11 protein-coding genes are annotated in these 16,898 nt (G+C 32.3%); all 11 read right to left on the bottom strand.

Features of this window, described 5'->3' with window-relative positions; translation table 11 throughout:
* Positions 1-6: 6 nt before the first annotated feature.
* On the bottom strand, positions 7-3,132 hold the full coding sequence (locus FJR48_RS05290; RefSeq protein WP_152307112.1) for a cytochrome c biogenesis protein: 3,126 nt from the start codon (positions 3,130-3,132) through the stop codon (positions 7-9).
* 57 nt (positions 3,133-3,189) lie between these two features.
* Positions 3,190-5,472: a fatty acid cis/trans isomerase gene (locus FJR48_RS05285; RefSeq protein WP_152307111.1), complete on the bottom strand. Its 2,283-nt coding sequence runs from the start codon at positions 5,470-5,472 to the stop codon at positions 3,190-3,192.
* 7 nt (positions 5,473-5,479) lie between these two features.
* Positions 5,480-5,764 (bottom strand): hypothetical protein, encoded by a 285-nt coding sequence (locus tag FJR48_RS05280; RefSeq protein WP_152307110.1) that lies wholly within the window; start codon positions 5,762-5,764, stop codon positions 5,480-5,482.
* 8 nt (positions 5,765-5,772) lie between these two features.
* Positions 5,773-6,093 carry a hypothetical protein gene (locus FJR48_RS05275; RefSeq protein ID WP_241856143.1) on the bottom strand — a complete coding sequence of 107 codons (321 nt, stop codon included), beginning with the start codon at positions 6,091-6,093 and terminating at the stop codon, positions 5,773-5,775.
* A gap of 34 nt (positions 6,094-6,127) precedes the next feature.
* The gene (locus FJR48_RS05270; protein WP_152307109.1) at positions 6,128-7,114 is read right to left on the bottom strand and encodes a sensor histidine kinase; all 987 of its coding nucleotides are present in this window, start codon (positions 7,112-7,114) and stop codon (positions 6,128-6,130) included.
* Complete coding sequence (locus FJR48_RS05265) at positions 7,111-8,370, bottom strand: M18 family aminopeptidase (protein ID WP_152307108.1); 1,260 nt, start codon at positions 8,368-8,370, stop codon at positions 7,111-7,113. The genes FJR48_RS05270 and FJR48_RS05265 overlap by 4 nt, the downstream gene beginning before the upstream one ends.
* A 52-nt stretch (positions 8,371-8,422) precedes the next feature.
* Entirely contained in the window at positions 8,423-9,922 is a 1,500-nt protein-coding gene (locus tag FJR48_RS05260) for an HD domain-containing phosphohydrolase (RefSeq protein ID WP_152307107.1), read from the bottom strand.
* 19 nt (positions 9,923-9,941) lie between these two features.
* Positions 9,942-11,213 carry a response regulator transcription factor gene (locus tag FJR48_RS05255; RefSeq protein WP_152307106.1) on the bottom strand — a complete coding sequence of 424 codons (1,272 nt, stop codon included), beginning with the start codon at positions 11,211-11,213 and terminating at the stop codon, positions 9,942-9,944.
* A 7-nt stretch (positions 11,214-11,220) separates the two neighbouring features.
* Entirely contained in the window at positions 11,221-12,459 is a 1,239-nt protein-coding gene (locus FJR48_RS05250; RefSeq protein ID WP_241856142.1) for a sensor histidine kinase, read from the bottom strand.
* A 66-nt stretch (positions 12,460-12,525) separates the two neighbouring features.
* Positions 12,526-13,278 carry a response regulator transcription factor gene (locus FJR48_RS05245; protein WP_152307105.1) on the bottom strand — a complete coding sequence of 251 codons (753 nt, stop codon included), beginning with the start codon at positions 13,276-13,278 and terminating at the stop codon, positions 12,526-12,528.
* 11 nt (positions 13,279-13,289) lie between these two features.
* On the bottom strand, positions 13,290-16,838 hold the full coding sequence (gene dnaE / locus FJR48_RS05240; protein ID WP_152307104.1) for a DNA polymerase III subunit alpha: 3,549 nt from the start codon (positions 16,836-16,838) through the stop codon (positions 13,290-13,292).
* Positions 16,839-16,898 lie beyond the last annotated feature (60 nt).

Below are 16,898 nucleotides of genomic sequence, written 5' to 3'. Positions count from 1 at the left end.
CTTACTTTATGCCAGCTTTCTATTTCTAAATGCGAGCGCTATAACTATACCTATAACAAGATATGTTACAGGAACAAAATCAGGAATAGGAACAGGATCACCTTTTGCATAAGAGTGAAGACCTGCAAGATAGTAGTTTACTCCAAAGTAAGTCATAATAACACTTGAATAACTTAGAAGTGAGATAACTGCGAAGTTAAACTCGCTGTATAATGCTTTAATGAATCTCAGATGCACAACCACCGCATACAACAATATAGTTACCAATGCCCATGTTTCTTTTGGATCCCATCCCCAATAGCGTCCCCAAGACTCATTTGCCCAAACACCGCCAAGGAAGTTACCCATCGTAAGAAGTGCAAGACCAATCATTAAACTCATTTCATTTATGGCATTTAACTCTTTAATAGAGTTTGAAATTTTTGCATCATTTTTTTGTGTTTTTAAAATAAATAAAATAATAGCTACAAAACCAAGCAATGCACCAAGACCTAAAAATCCGTAACTAGCAGTAATAGTGGCAACATGGATGCTTAACCAGTACGACTTTAGTACAGGAACCAAGTTTGTAACTTGCGGATCCATCCAGTTTAAATGTGCTACAAAAAGTATTAATCCTGTTAATATCGCGGTCGAAGCCATAGTTAAAGGGGAATGCTTTGAGAAAAGAAAACCTGCTAAAACCGTAGCCCATCCAATATATATCATAGACTCATATCCGTTTGACCAAGGGGCATGACCCGATATATACCAACGAATACCCAAACCGATAGTATGAATTATAAAAAACAGTATTAATAACCATAATGAAGACTTGGCAACAATTCCAAGTTTAAAATCATGGTTTATTATTTTAATAAAACTAAAAACTAAAAGTACAAACCCTACCAAAAGATATAAAGGATAGAGTCTTTCAAAAATATTTGCTTTATTGTAAAAAATTTCTGCTTCTATTCTATTTTTACTAGGATATACTTCTTGACCGTAAAATTTTTGATATTCAGCTATTTTTGCAAGAGCATCATTTGCACTACTCCAATCACCGGTTTTAATACCGGTATCTACGGATGAAAAATATGCAAAAGCTATCTCTCTGACTTTAGAAGAATCTTCCGCAGAAAAAGTTTGAAGTGCTTCTATACTTGCAAACCATTTATTATTCATATCACTAGGTTTCGGCCATATCTTTAATAGTGCACCCGTATATACAGAATAAGCTATATTTACTCTTTCATCAACTTGTAATATATCTTTGTCAAATTGATTTCTGTGTTTTGGTTGTTTTCTAACGGCTTCTTCTACGTATTGAGCCAGTTTATATCCTCTTATATTTGCGGAATCCGTAAAGAACTGAGAAAAAGAAGCATATTTTGCGTCTTCTTTAACAGATAAAATTTTATTTATCTCTTCTTTTTTTGTACGTATCATTTTTATATCTCTGTACTCATCGGGTTTAATCATCATACCTAAAATAACCTGAGTAGGAGTAAGCTTATATTCACCGATTTTTAAATTGGCAGATTTGCTTAGTTTTGCAAGTATTTCAGTGGATAATGTATCGATAGGCTTCATTCTACCACCGCTGTCTTGAAGTACTAGTTTTCCGAACTCTTGTGCATGTTCTTTGTCAAAACTAACTACGGTTTTTAATTTAGGTGCTAAATCATCTGCATATGAAGGAGTAACGCTAAATGCAAGTCCCAATGATAAAAGTATTGAAGCAAAATGTTTTTGGGAAGCTTTTTTAGCTTTATTTGAAAGTGCGGCAAACCTGTTATGTTTAGAGAATAATGACCAAGTCATACCTAAAAACAAGAAAAAGTAACCTATATAAGTAGGCAAGGTACCCGGATCGTTATTTACCGAAAGAATAGTGCCTTTTTCATCTTGATCGTAAGATGATTGAAAAAACCTATAACCTCTATGTTGTAAAATATTATTCATATAAATCCTATACGGCATTTTTATATTTTTTTCATTATCAATCAACTCAACTTCGCTGGCATATGAAGATGGGCTCATAGATCCCGGATAACGCTCAAGTTGAAAATCGTTTAAATGTATAGAAAAAGGTAAAGTAAGTTTTTTAGCACCGTATGACAGATGCACATCTACACCGTTGATTATGTCATGTGTCTCTTTTGCTTTACGTCCGGCTTGTCCAAATACATAAACTTCTTTACTTTTACCATCTACGTTTACGTCAAATACAAGTGCATCTAAACCTGGTTGTTGTGCGGATGCATTAGGGTTTGATATAAGTTTTTTCTTAGCACTGGGATAAAATTTTTTTAAAACAAATCCCCCGATATCGTTACTTGTATATAATATTCTTGTATTAAAAAGACTTTTTTCACTTGCATTTATTTCAGAATTTTGTTGAGTATCCATACTGAGTGTATTTAAAGTTTTTGTATGGTTTAGATAGAGTTTTGTATCTTCTACATATATTTTTATAACATCTTTTGTAAAATTTGCACCTGAGTTAAAATCTAAGACATATGATGGAAACTCATAATATTCACCCTCTTTAAGAATCAATGGCTCACCTGAACCGCTACCCGTTACCATCATATCTAAAGTAGCTACTCCGTCTTTAGCTTCTTCTAAAGCTTCAATAACATCAGGAATATATCTTACCAGTTTAACATCTACCTCTTTTCCCGCTATATTTAGGCTAGAGCTTAGAGAGTTTTGAGAGCGTTTTGATAAGTATATACTCTCCTCACTGGTTGCAGTTTTACCATCAATACTAGCACTTACGCTAAAGTATGTATCGGCACTTAGCATTGTATTTGAACTATAACCTTCACGAATATGCATAGTACCTTCATAACCGATATAACGCGTAACGGCTGCACCGATTATAATTACAATAAAAGCTAAATGAAACATAAGTATAGATGCTTTTTTCATACTAAACATCTTAAATCTTATAATGTTTATGATTAAATTTATAGTTAAGAGTCCAAGTAAAATCTCAAACCATCTTGCATTATATATCTCTGCTTTTGCCGTGATGGTTCCAAAATCATTTTCTACAAATGTTGCATATCCAATTGCAAAAGCAAAAATAGACATCAAAACTGCCATAGTTTTCATTGAACCAAATATATTTAAAACTACTTTCATAATATCCCTTGAATTTAAAAAGATATTATAGTTTTTATAAGCTAACAGAGTGTTACATTACTCATATGCTTTGTAGTAATACCTGTTTAAATCAAATAATCCCGCTTCATGCGGATTATCTTTAAAAAACCTGTTTTGAAACCAGTCGTAGTGTTTCCAAAAATCTTTATCTGAACGCATAATAGCGTACTTCATAAATCTTTTTTTATACTTCTGACTTCCATCAAAATTATGCAACATATCTATAAAGTTCGGTAAATCTTTATAATCTACAACTAAAAAAAGATTTGGATAAGATCCAACAAATCCTTCTATAAAATTCATCTCATCTTTGTCGGAATTTAATCTATCTTCTTCATCAAACATAAAAGAGACATTATCATGCCATCTGTTTACGACTATTGACACAACTTTATCATCTTCATTCGGTATATTTTTTACACGCAAATATGCTAAATTTGAATGAGAATCGTTTACATGACTTATAAACCTGTTTCCTTTTGATATAAGGGAACGAAATCCGTCTATATAATCCTCTTTAGTCTTGTATGTCTTTGGAGGTTTTGATAACCTTTGATTTGCTTTAACATAATTAAGTTCATCAAACTTTCCAATTATTGACTCTAAAAATTCACGTTTTGAATCTATTTTTTTATATATTTTTTTTGAATCGTTTTTTGAAAAATAAAATATCTCATCATCTTCACTGTCTATATACCAAGATTTAAATATATTTTCTCTATCCTCTTTTGGGAGCAGGTTTAAAAAATAAGATTCTCCCTCCACTCTTAACCTATTCATATATCGCCTAATACTAACTTGATGACCAATATTTCCAAATATATCAAATCCTGCTACCAGTGCATAATAGATTCGCTCAAACAATGGAAAATCAATAACCCATGAAGTCCTTGGCAGATTACCTAATGCTCCATTATGAACGGATGCACTGTCAAAGTGTCTGTAAACAGTTAAAATATCACCTGTAACGCTTTGTTCATCGAGTCCGTCTTTATATACTTTATCATAAAGTTTTTGTCTATTTATATAGTAATTTACAGCCTTGTCATTATAGTTATCAGTAAATGTTTCAAGAAGCGCCATATCACTACCCTCTTTTATCGGCAATTCTAAATTTTTATACTGAGATTTGAAAAATTTGTTATCTTTTATGGAAAGGTCAAATTCCGGTTGCATAAACGTAACCCAAAAATGGTCGTGTATAACATTTAATGCGATTTGACCTTTACATACAGGACCGCGAATAAAAGTTCTGATTACGTATTCTCTGTCATCAAGTAAAAACTGATACCTTGATTTTGCCGGTATTTGGGAAAACACGATAAAAGGATTTGCATTGTCTTCTGAGTCATAACCAAAATCATAAGCTTTTTCATCCCATTTTGGTTTTATAAACAACTCTTTAAAACGCTCCAGTTTATCAAAACTCATATCATAAACCATATGCGTTTTATGCACAATAGTCGATTCTATCTTTTTAAACCTGTAATAAAATTTATCTACTTTTGGATTATCGTATGGACGAACAGTTGCAATTATATTTATAGGTTCAGGACTTGGAGTTGATGAGCGCACAAGTTCATAAAATTCATTTGGTCTGGATTTAAATGATATGTGTGCCAAAAATAGATGCTCATATATATACCTTGCACTCATTTTATGTTTTGCATCATCTGCGTTAAAAAATTTTTCAAATTCAATAAGTTCATTTGGGAAAGATGTATGTTTTTGCGGAGTGTATTTAGCACCCTGATACAACCACTGTTTAATAAGTTCAAACTCACTATTTTTTAGAGGCGGAAAACCATAAGGCATCCCTTTTTGAGGATTGTCATCCAAATATTCGGCTAATTCGTCTAAATCTTTTGCACAGGTCAAATCTTCTTCAGATAGATATTCACCTAAACTTTTAGGATTTTTCATTTTATGCTCTAGTATTTGTAACATTAAAGAGTTATTTGTACCGATAGCAGAATTTGACTTACTTATACTAGCGAAACCTCGTTTTCTCCACTCTTGTGTATTTTTTGCATCTATGAAAAGTCTGGTCGGATTTTGAGAAGAGAGCCTCTCTCCAAGATATACTTCTTCTTTTGTAACGCCCCTATCCAAACCTTCATATGAACTGAGTTTTAATTGACATGGTGAGTTGTAACACGAATGACATGATACGCATCTTTTATCTAAAATAGGTTTTATATCTTTTTGATAATCTATTTCTCTATCAACAGCTTTAACAACTATAGGTTTTAGAGGTTTTACAGAACAAGCCGTAAAAAAAATAAAGAAAACAACGAAGATATATTTATAGATATGCATTATGAATTTAAGCTAATTGAAACTCAACTCTAACATCGCCGTTGTCCATTTCATCTATTTCATAGACAAACTCGTTCCCGATTCTACCAAATAGCGGTGAAGGTACGTGAAAAAAAAATCCTACCAATCTTTCATTTTTTTCTTTTAACATACTAAGCCCTGCTATTGCATTTACCATTGGTTCAGGCGGTGAACATCTTGTTGCATTAAACTCATAGTATATAAGTCCGTCTTTTTCATATTTATAAAAGTCTAACGAGCCTCTTGGAATAACAATTTTTTCTTTATCCATCTTTTTTCCTATAATCTATATACGTAATTTTTTAGTTGAGAATCCCATTTAAAATATTTTGAAACCTTATCAAATGCCTTCTGAACCAAAGTATTTTCATCCTCAAAACTGTCAAATATCTTTATAGGCGTATGGTAATACCTATTATAAGATTCTATCGGATGAAAAAGAATATCCTGCCATGTAAATTCTATTTTTCCTTCATAAGGCTCAAACGGAACTTTACTTATAACAGTTTTGTTTTTTATCTTGCATCTAAAGTGACAAACTACGTAAAATTCATCTATTTTTACATATTCTATAATATTTGTAAGGCTATGTTTTTTCATAACTTCTCCAATTTCCCCTTATATTTACGAGCAGCTAAGCAATATATATACCAAATCCTTTTTTATCGCCCTCCAACAGTTCCACATAACCACCGTGTGCCTCGGCTATTTGAGCCGATAGTACAAGTCCCAAACCGTTACCTTTAACTTTTGTTGATTTAAAAGCTTCAAACAATTCTTTTTTATTTTCTATAGCAACACCGCTATCATAAACAAAAAACTTATGAATATTATCTTCATATTTATAATCCAATTCAATTAAGCCGTCATCTTCATCATCAAGCTCTATTGCATCTATCGCATTAAATAAAAAGTTCGAAAACAGTATCTCTAAAAGATCAAAATCACCTTCTATTTCAAAGTCGTCTTTGGGCATCGTAAAACTTATGTCTTTTGAATAACCGTAACTTCCGCAATCACTCAGAAGATTTTCTTTAAGTTTTGAGAACTTAAAAGTTTTTTTATTTATTCTAATCCCTTTTGAAAACATCAATGTAGCTTTTATAATTCTTTCTATCTTAAATATAGATTTTTGAATCTCTTCAACTATAGGTATATTTTCAGGAATTACACGTTTTTTCAAAGTTGAGCTAAGAAGTGAGATTGAACCTATTGGGTTTCTGATTTCATGTGAGAGGTGAGCTGCCATTTGCCCCATAGTCGCAAGATTTTCCCTTCTTTTTTGTTCTGTAATATCTGTTGCGGAAAACATCTTTTTATCTTTATGGGTTGAGCTTTTTACTATATATGATTTGTCTTCAAAATTAAGCTCGTAATCATCATCGCGAAACTCCATAATATCAAATAACTGCCATAACTCCCTAGCCTTTGAGTTTTGTAAAAAAACCTCGCCGTCTTCATTTAAAATCCATATGGCATTTGGTAAAAACTCTACTACTTTTTCAACAGTACCTTGCAGATGATCATAAGATTGTTTTAGTTCGGTAAACTCCTTTTCAACCTTATATGTCTGCTCAATTAATAGAGTAAGCTCCTCTTGGGTTATTTGATTTTCGCTCAAAGAGTATATCCTAGTATGATTTTATAAAGTGAATGTGCATCTTCACTCCCTGCCAACTCACGAATTGAGTGCATCCCTAAAGTCGGCAATCCTACATCTATTGTCTCAATCCCCAGTCTTGTTGCCGTTAATGGGCCTATTGTCGAGCCGCATCCAATATCGCTGCGTGTTACAAACTGCTGATACTCTTCACCTAAATTTGAAGCTATATTCATAAACTTTGAGATTGTTTTTGAGTTTGATGCATAGCGTTGATTTGCATTTATCTTTATTACGGCACCTTTATTCATCTTGGGTGAGTGTTCTTTATCGTGTTTAGACGGATAGTTTGGATGCACTGCATGTGCATTATCGGCACTGATTAATGTAGATGAACGCAGCATCTGTATATAATCCTCATAATCAGGATACATTCGTCTTAGAGTATTTTCTAAAAAGCTCCCGCTTGCTCCAGATGTACTCTCACTTCCCACCTCTTCGTGATCATTTGCTATAAACATCATAGGAGTACTTGCTTCAACACTACAGATGCTTAAAAGCCCGACATAACAAGAAAGCAGATTATCAAGTCTAGCTGAAGCTATAAAATCGTCACGTAAACCTACATACGAAGCTTTTTGAGTATCGTAAAAGCTAAGTTCGTTTGCATATATCTCTTTTGCATCTCTAATATCATTTTTCTCTAGTTGCCACTTTATAAAATCTTCAAAATTAAAATCATCATTTGTCGTAAGTATCGGTAAGATATCTGTTTGCTTGTTTATAGTTCTCTCAGAATTTGCTTTTTCATCTAAGTGAATTGCTAAAGAAGGGATAATTGCTATTTTTTTCTTAACGTCTATTAAAGTGTCTTTTATAGTATTGTTTGAATCAAGATAGCTAACACGTCCTGCAAGACTTAAATCCCTGTCAAACCATGGATTTAAAAGTAAACCGCCGTATGGTTCAACACCGAACTTTACTACACCGTGTTCTTTTATAACCGAATTTGGTTTTAGTTTTAGATTTGGGGAGTCAGTATGGGCACCGACCATTACATAGTTTTTATTCTTAGAGTATGTAAATGCAATTAACGACGAATCATTTCTGATAATATAATATTTTTTGCCTTCGTCCAATCTCCACTTTTGTTCTTCGTAAAGTCTTAAAAAACCTGCATTTTGTAGCATCATCTTCATATTGTTAGTAGCATGAAAAGGTGTAGGGGATGCATCTAAAAATCCAAGTAAACCTTCATTAAAATCTTTTTTGTCCATATAAATATCTTTTGTAAAATTTTAGTAATTTTACCAAAAATTATTTAATGCTTTAGATTCTCTCCAGCTGAGAAACTTTCGTGATTTTATTTGTTTTTAGTTTTATATGTTTTATAAAAAAAGTTACATATATATTTTCTAAAATATTATTTATACCTTTTGTTATAGCTTCTACATCTGTTTTAGAGTCACTTATTATTACAAAATCATCTCCAAACACCCTAAAAATCAAAGCCTTTTCAACACTCTCGTGTAAATAGTTTCCAATCTTTGCAAGCACTTTATCACCCGCTTTCCAGCCATATTCGTTATTATATTTCGAGAACTGCTGTAGTTTGATTATATACAGATGTTTAAAAGCATTATCCCTCTCATTTTTCATAAGCACTATATCCAAATAATGATGGTTATATAACGAACTGAGTCTATCTTTGTAAAAATAAGCAAATCTTTCTTGTTCAAGTCTTGTTTTGGGTAGTTGGTTTATATTTTCATCGATAATTATATCTTTTAAAGTTATAAGTGCATACTTAACGACATCGGGATGAAACTGTTTGGCACTTAAGCATTGAATCTCATCTAGTGCTTCAGATACTGTTTTTCTGGATTTATATATTCTATTTGTCGTCATAGAATCAAATGCATCTGCTATTATCAATATATGCGCCATAGGATGAATTTCATCGCCTTTTAATTTTCTTGGATACCCTTTTCCGTCATATCTTTCATGGTGTGAATATACAATATCGCATAATGATTCAAACATAGGTATCTTTTTTAAAAGTTTATAACTTACCTCAACATGTTCTTGAATCAATTTATACTCAATATCGTTTAGAGAGTTTGGGTTTAGTAAAATTGCATCCGGAGTAGATATTTTTCCGACATCATGTAAAATAGCAGCCTGATGAAGCAACTTACATTCATTCTCAGGGTATCCCATATCTCTTGCTATAAGTTCGCTGTAATGTGCCACCCTTTTTGAATGACCTGCAGTGTATGTATCTCTTCTTTCAATAAGTTCGACCATTGAGTATAGTGTTTTATCATAGTTCTTAGATTGAAACTCTACCAAACTCTGCAGCTCGGATGTTTTTTGCTTTACCATATTATCAAGCTGTTGTTTAAAATTTTCATTTTCTTTAAATTTATTTATTTTTTTGGATATCTTATACAGCTCGTTATTTAACACCTCATAATCATATGGTTTTACAACATAACCGTTAACGCCGAGGTTTATTGAACTATGTAGATAATTTAACTCATTATGTGCAGTAGTAACAAGAATTTCCTGTTCGTTATTTATTTTTACAATCTCTTCAATCATCTCGATACCGTTCATTTTTGGCATCGAAATATCCGTAATGACTATATCGTACATATCTTTTTTGTACTTATCAAGTGCTTCTAAGCCATTATTTGCACACTCTATATTTTTAAAAATTTTTTTTAAATACTTTGATACGCTATTTTGAATAGGCAAATCGTCTTCAACATATAAAACACTGAAGTTTTGTGATATTTCTCTAAGTTCTTTTATTTTATTCAACATTGTTTCCCCATCTGTTTTGCTATTTTTCTAACATGTATAATAGATTATCAACCTGTTCCATAATATTTGTATTATTTTTCCTTTTTTCCAAATCTTTACTTAAAACGTTTAAAGGTATCGGTTCATATAAATCAAGTTCATGTTTTGAGTACCCGTTATATTCGCCAAAAGTATTTAGCAGTTTTTTTGTAACACCTAGTTTATTTTTATCTACTAAAGCAACAAAGTTATTACGATCAAAATAGTATAATTTAACACTATCATCATCTATCTCTTTTTTAAAAAAGCTGTTGAGTTTTTTACCTACTTGAGAGTATATATCTCTTAAACTTTTTACACCGAAAGACTTAACAAGATCTTCTATATTTTCTATACAAAAACACATGATGCTATACTCTTTTTCAGAACTTGTTATTTCGTCCAACTTACTTTCAAAAGCATATCTTGTGTGTAATGAAGTCAATATATCTATCTTTTTTTCCTGATTATTAACTTTGTCAACATTTAAGCACATGGAATCAAGGTTGTAAAACGATATTAAGTATTTTTTACTCTCAATCCTTACGATATTTGTAATGAATTTTTTAGGCTTGTTGTTATGCGTATAAAGTTTTTTTACAAGCGAGTTGTTTTTTAACAAATCATTTATAATATCTTCGTTACCCAACTTTGAATATTCATCATAAAATAGGCTAGCTAGATTAAACTCTTTTGCAAGGACACATTTATCGTTACTGTTAAAACTGTTAATAAATTTATTATTAAAGTACTCGACAATATTTTCGTTTATTACCAGTAACGGAACATCCATTTTATTAAACACCGCATTATTAAGCATCTGTGTGCTTTTTAGCTTCACCTCTTTTTGCTCTAATTTTTTCTCTTTATATATCTGAATAACCAATTTTGATATTACTTTGAAAATATTATTGTTGTTAAAGGGCTTTAATATAAATTTATCAATACGATTATCTATTAATTTTAGAAGATATTGAGAGTTGTTATAAGCAGATGTAACTACTATTGCTTGTTCTTCATTTATATCTCTTATCTTTTCAATCATCTCAATACCGTCCATATGAGGCATCTCAATATCCGTAATGACAATATCGTAACTGGATTTTTTATAAAGCTTTAAAGCATCTATTCCATTGCTTGCAGTATATACGTTTGAAAAAATTTTTTTTAAAAATCTGTAAAACTGCTCAGATACCGATTTATCATCTTCTACATACAAAATTTTTATGTATTGTCCCATTTTTTTCAACTTTAGAATTTTTTCACTAGTCATCTTAAACTCACTTTATCGGAATCGTAATTTTAAATTCAGCACCGTTATCGGTATTTTTTACCTCTATCTTACCGCCTATATGTTCCTTGACAATAATCATAGACATATATAAACCGAGACCGGTACCGTTTTTTTCATTTTTTGTTGAAAAATAAGGTTCAAATATTCTACCTATAATATTTTCAGGTATCCCACCGGCATTATCACGTATATATAAAACAACGTCTTCACCGACCTGTTTTGATTCAACTTCAATTATTTTTTCATCTAGTTCCTTATCATTATAAGCATCTTTAGAATTAGCCAATATATTTAGTACGACCTGAATCAGTTCATTTTTATATGTATTTATAGAGATATCATCCGTATTATTTATACACCTTATTTCTATATTATGGCTTGAGAGTTGTTTTTCTATGATAATCATCGTAGCTGCCATAACCTCTTTTATAGTCATACTGTTTTTTTCTTTACTCTCTTTAAAAAAATCTCTAAAATCATCTATAGTTCCCGATAGATGCTTAACTTGATAACTGATTTTTTCTAAATCTTTTACCATTTCATCCATATCGATTTCATCTATTGCAATATCTAAAAATAAGTTATTTACTATCATACCTATAGATGTAATAGGTTGTCTCCATTGATGTGCTATCATCTCTATCATCTCACCCATAATTGCCTGTTTGGATTGAGCAAGTAGCATCTTCTCGTTTTCTCTTATAAGCCTTACGGATTCTTCAACCCTGTCTTCAAGTTCCTCATTTAGCTTTTCTAAATTATGAACACCCTCACATGCACTTATAGATAAATTTAGTTTAACTTTAAAATTTTCTAGCATCGATGATATTTTTTTTATAGGGGAGTTTTCATATATAAAAACCAAGTATCCTGTTTTTAGGGATAAAACTAAAATTTGTTTATTTTCTTGAATACTTGTAAATGCTTTTTCAAGATTCAACATACTTTTTTGAATATTAAATGAGATTTTTTTGCCAATATGTATTAAAGGTTTATCGTCATTATCATGTTTGTAATATAGGGCAGATATAGAGTTTGTTTTCCTTGCGAATGTTATTATAAATTCGCTCATCATACTCTCTAATTCAAAAGAATTACCGATAGATGCCAAACATTCATACGATATGCTTAATTCTTCCAAACGTACACTGTCAGTCGAACTTTTTATACTCTTATCTTGCTTTAACATATCGACTAAAGAAGAGTTATGCACTATACTTTTCATTATATCCCCCTCTAAATATAAATACAAGTATAAAATAAATATGTCGCTTGAATGTCGCCTTAAAAATTAATGTGTTTGTTTTATGATGCGATATCCGATGCCGTAAACACTTTGAATAATCTCTTTTGGCAACTTATTTCTGAGTTTATATACAAGTTTTCTAACATTTTCCAAATTTACATCTATCATATTTAACTCTAAATAGTTTACTATTTCAGCATTTGAGACGGCTTTGTTAACTTTATCTATAAGTAGATATAGTATAAGCTGTTCATACTGAGACAACTTAACAAGTTCCTCATCTACGTATATATTTTTTTGCTTTTTATCATAAACAACATTATGAGACAATTCAATTTTATTTCCTGAATCTATTTCGTTAATCTCTTCGTATATTAAAATTAATTCATCAAGAAGCTGCATAAACTCTATGGGTTTAGGTATAAACTTTCTTACACCGTTATTTATAAGTTCTAAAAGATATTTACTGTCTTTATAAGCCGAAAAAACTACTATGTATTCGGAGAGGTTAATTTTTCTTATATCTTTTACCAAGTCTATACCGTTCTTTTTTGGCATCTCTATATCTGTAAATATTATTTCATACTTCTGAGAATTATCAATTTTATATTTATATAAATCAAAAGCTTCTTCCCCGTCATATGCACTATCTACCTCTTTATAAATCGATGAAAAAAATTTATACAGTGATTCATGAAGAGGTTTATAGTCTTCAACCATGAGTATATTTGAATTTTTAGTAAACTTTTTAATCTTTTCTATTTTATTTTTATACGAATTAAGGTCAAAAACAGCCATAATACCCTCTTTTACAAAATATCAATAAGTTCATTTCCGTCTATAGCTTTTATAATATTGTTGTTTACCCTTATGCCGGATTCTATAACGATATTTTGTAATTTCGATACGATAGTCAATTTTAACTCCCTACTTCCGGGATTTTGTCTGACTAAGGTATAAAGTTCATCCAGAATTTTTGAATCATCACTTATCTTAACGGCTAAATTTAAAGGCTCTTGCGGAATCTCACGCACCTCTTTTTTAACTTTTTTTGTCTCTTTGGTTGCTTCTTTTAGAGTCATGATTTTTGTAACACCTATGCGGGTAAACATATCCGTATGGGTAATTTTTGCTTTAAAAGCTATAGGTTCATCCAGATCCATCTCTTCAAGTTCGTTGAGTTTATCTTCAAAAAGCATAATATCTATATTTCCGTGAAAATCCATCAAATCTACGATACCGAACTGATTTCCCTTTTTAGATATTTTTTTCTCTACATCTTCAACTTTACCTATAAATATAACATATGAACCGTCTTTGGCATCTGCTATCTCTGATGAGAGTGTATAGTTTAGTTGTTCTATTTTTTCTCTAAAGTCGTCCAAAGGATGCCCAGATACATAAAATCCTAAGGTATTTTTTTCAAATTCCAAGATTGATTTTAAACCATACTCTTCAGAGTTGCTAAGTTCAAGTTTTACGGTAGTGATTTCTGCATCATCTCCAAACAAGCTCCCAGCCGCATTTTTTTTGGCTTCACTTGCACTTTTTGCAGTCTCAACTATAAGCTCAATCTGGTCAAGCAATGCCTTTCGGGAATACCCGTACCTGTCAAACGCTCCTGCCTTTATAGCCGATTCAATCACACGTTTATTTACTTTTGAAGGTTCAATTCTATTTACAAAATCTTCTAAAGACTTATAATCGCCATTTTCTTTTCTTTCTTTTAGCATTGATTCTATCGCAGCTCCACCAACACCTTTAATAGCTCCAAGTCCAAAAAGGATTATCTCCTGTCCGTCTTTATTTATAGCAGAAAACTCTAGTTGCGAATCACAGATATCCGGAGGCGAGAGTTCGATTCCCATTCTTTTGACTTCATCGATATATCTGACGACTTTATCGGTATTGTCCTTATCGCTTGTAAGAAGTGCTGCCATAAATTCGTTTGGATAATACGTTTTTAGCCAAGCAGTTTGAAATGTAACCATTGCATATGCCGCAGAGTGAGACTTGTTAAAACCGTAACCCGCAAACTTTTCAATCAAATCAAACAGCTGAGATGCTTTGTCGTAATCAAGCCCCTGCTTTTGTGCACCTTCACTAAACTCGGCGTTATATACCGCCATATCTTTTTTCTTACCCATTGCACGACGGATAATATCTGAATAACCCAAACTAAAACCACCGATAGTCTGAACTATCTGCATAACCTGTTCTTGATAAACGATGACCCCGTATGTATTGTTTAGTATAGGCTCCATCGCATCAAAAGTATATTCTATCGCTTCACGTCCGTGCTTACGCTCTATAAAGCTATCAAGCATCCCTGATTCCATCGGTCCCGGTCTATAAAGTGCCAAGACCGCAATCAAGTCTTCAAAACTATCAGGTTTAAGACGTTTATTTAAATCCTGCATACCGTCTGATTCTATCTGAAACATCCCAACCGTATTTCCGCCGCGAATAACTTCATAAACCTTAGGGTCATTCTCATCGATTTTATGCCAATCTATATCCTTATCGTATCTGAGCTTTATAAGTTTTATAGCATTATCGATTACATCAAGAGTTTTAAGACCCAAGAAGTCAAACTTAATTAAATCAACATCTTCAAGATAGTTTAGCGAGTATTGCGTCACAAAAGTATCTTCACCCGAAGGTTTGTATATTGGTGTCTTTTTCCATAACTCTTCATTGCTTATAACTACACCTGCGGCATGAATACCTGAGTTTCTTTTAAGCCCTTCGAGTTTTTTTGCAAACTCCCAAACCCTTGCTGCATTTGTGTCTGTTTCAACAAGTTCTTGAAGTTTAGGCTCTTTTTGAAAAGCCCCCGGTATAAACTCACCTTTTTTTTCTTTACCGTTTAGCGTAATACCAAGCTCATCAGGTATAAGTTTTGCCATTTTGTCTGCTTGACTTAGAGGCATATCAAGCACGCGTGCAACATCACGTATAACCCCTTTGGCAAGAAGTGAACCAAAGGTAATAATCTGAGCAACTTGATTACGACCGTATTTTTCTACAACATAATCAATTACTTCACCACGGCGTGCCTGCATAAAGTCCATATCGATATCGGGCATCGATACACGTTCGGGATTTAAAAATCTCTCAAAAAGCAAATCATACTTCATAGGATCGATATCTGTAATTTCCAGTGCATATGCAACAAGACTTCCCGCGGCAGATCCGCGTCCGGGACCAACCGCTATACCCATCTCTTTGGCTACTCTAACAAAATCCCAAACTATAAGCATATATCCCGGAAATTTCATAGAGTTGATAATATCCATTTCAAATTCTAGACGTTCTTTATACTCTTGGTGTCTATCCTGTGGTACATGTTTTAAACGCTCTTCAAGCCCTTTTTTACAACAAAATACAAAATACTCTGCATCCATAGTATTTGGCTCATCACAACTTAATGCAAAACCGTCTTTTTGCGCATATTCGGGTGTAAATTTAAAGTTTGGAGGTGTCGGTGTTTTTACAACCGGTACAAAATCTTCACATTTATCTACTATCTCTTGAGTATGTATCAATGCTTCTGGAATATCTGCAAAAAGTCTCTGCATCTGTGCAGGTGATTTTAAGTAAAACTCATGAACGGAATGGCGAAGACGGTTTGGATCATCGTAGAGTTTATTCATTCCGATACACATAAAAGCTTCATGATACTGTGCATCACCCGGATATGTATAGTGGGTATCGTTTGTAGCTACCACTTTTATATCCAACTCTTTAGATATTTTTAGAATCTGCTCGTCAATAAAAAGCTGATCGCCTATTCCGTGACGCATAATCTCCAAATAAAAATCATCTCCGAATATATCTTTATATTCACGAGCGACTTCTAAAGCACCGGCGTATCCCAATGCTCCGTTTTTTACGTTACGTTCATTTGCCGTATTTAGATGCCAGTTAACTTCACCTTGAAGACAAGCACTAGAACATATAATACCCTCAGAATGCTCACGTAACTCATTTTTGTTTATACGAGGAAAATAGTACATACCTTCTATAAATGCTTTAGAAGACAAATACATTAGATTTTCATAGCCTTTTTTATTTTTGGCAAACAAACATATATGAAACCTTTGTTTTGTAGATTTGTCATCTAATGTTTCACCGTTATGTATATAACCTTCCATTCCAATAATCGGTTTTATACCGGCTTCTTTCATCTGGTGGTAAAAATCAATTGCACCGAACATATTACCGTGGTCCGTCATAGCTACACTTGTCATACCAAGCTCTTTAACCTGTTTAACTAGATTTGTAAGTTTATTTGCACCGTCTAAGAGTGAGTATTCCGTATGTAAATGTAAGTGAGTAAAAGGTTGAGCGCTCATAAAAATCCTATGCTAAATAATTAAAAATATTATAGTTAACTTCGCTTAATATGAACTAAC

It is taken from the genome of Sulfurimonas lithotrophica (genome assembly GCF_009258225.1).
Taxonomy (GTDB): domain Bacteria; phylum Campylobacterota; class Campylobacteria; order Campylobacterales; family Sulfurimonadaceae; genus Sulfurimonas; species Sulfurimonas lithotrophica.
Note: the sequence above shows the minus strand (reverse complement) of the source record. Positions and strands in the feature narration are given on the sequence as shown.